This window comes from Emticicia sp., assembly GCF_049241225.1.
In the GTDB taxonomy this organism is placed as follows: Bacteria; Bacteroidota; Bacteroidia; order Cytophagales; family Spirosomataceae; genus Emticicia.
In genome coordinates this window covers 1-1,460 of sequence record NZ_JBMLRC010000433.1, presented here as the reverse complement: position 1 = coordinate 1,460, position 1,460 = coordinate 1, and the positions used below count along the sequence as shown (strand labels likewise).

Sequence of the window (1,460 nt, the reverse complement as noted above, 5' to 3'; positions counted from 1 at the left end):
GCTTGGCTACCAAGTGTTATTATCAGCAAAGCCAATAGCATTCTAACTTTTTTCATCGGTAAGGACGATGCTTTTACACAAACTATTTAAAACTTAATCTAACAAGTGGGTCAGGCAATAAAAAAGACGATTTAAACACAAACGCTACAATTTGAAAAGTTATTCTACAGGATTCATCGTAAGCTGACTTTTCAATAATTCTTTTATTTTTTCATTCAACGGCTGGAAAAGCCTGTGTTTTTCTGCTTCTTTCCAATACTCATCTTTGAAATGAGAATATTTGGGGTAACCTGTGAATTGTGAATATTCTTTTTTTGATATTGTGTTACTATATTTAACATCAGTAACGAAAAACTCAGATTGCATGCTATAATCTTGAAAATCATTACATTCTTTGCATTTGAATCTTAAATTTTTGTTAATAGAATAATAGTCTAAGAAATCAATACCATTATTTTTTGGGTCTGAGGTTTTAAAGATAAACTTTTCTTTATAAAAATTTATGATTGAGGTATTCCCAAACACTTTCATACTTCTCACGTTTTCGGAGTCATTTTTCAACACTTCGATTAAACTAATGTTTTTATTCTCTATTGACTTTGATAACGAGTATATAATATTTTTTTGACCTTTTTCTAATTCAGTTATTGTTTTAATATCAGGAATTGGTGGACCTACCATGTCTACAGAAAAATTGCTTCTGGGTGGCATATTTTTATTAAACCAAGACCTCTCTGCCAGACGTTTATGAAGGCTTTTTTTCTGGTCATAAACTATTTCGATATTTCCATCGGCAAAGTACTCTAATTTATCTCCTCTAAGTTGATAACTTCTGTAGTACCCAGATAAAATAACTAAGGCATTTTTATTAGGTCTAACTATGGCGTCTTCTAAATTTATAAACTTGGGAGTGAGAGTGATGGTTTTCAGGGCCAAAACTTCAGCTTTTGTAAAAGTTCGCTTGTTATATGTCATCTGGCCAAACACCAAGTTCGTAGTTTCATTTACTAACTTGATTTTGTCAATAACCGTTAGTTCGATTACTCCTTTATCATTTGCTACTCCTATATATTTTCCATCATCTGTAAAAACCTCAACGTAGGGTACAGGGTCATTGCTGGTAGCATCAACGACTATTATTTGACCTATACACTTGCCAATGAGTAAAGATTGTAAAAGGATAATTATAAAAAGCCATTTTTTTGAGTTACTAACCATATTTATAGATTTTAATATAGCCGCCCAAGCTTATTCATGGGCGGGGGCGGCTACGTCATTTTAAAATATTTTCTTGCCCAAAAGATATAAGTCTACCTCATCGTTTTTCGGATTTCCGTCTCCAAACCCCGTCCATGTAAACTTAATTAAATATTTACCAAGCCCCTTGGCTATGTCATCAATTATTCCACCACCATCAATATTAGCTAATTCTTCTTGGTTCAATTCTTGTAAACCATTTA

Annotated in this window: 2 protein-coding genes; both read right to left on the bottom strand. The window is 32.5% G+C overall.

From position 1 onward, the window contains the following. Positions 1-159: 159 nt before the first annotated feature. Positions 160-1,218 (bottom strand): hypothetical protein, encoded by a 1,059-nt coding sequence (locus ACOVO2_RS22620; protein ID WP_421772152.1) that lies wholly within the window; start codon positions 1,216-1,218, stop codon positions 160-162. Positions 1,219-1,278: 60 nt separating this feature from the next. Then, on the bottom strand, positions 1,279-1,460 hold a 182-nt coding region (locus ACOVO2_RS22615), incomplete at its 5' end, for a hypothetical protein (RefSeq protein ID WP_421772151.1).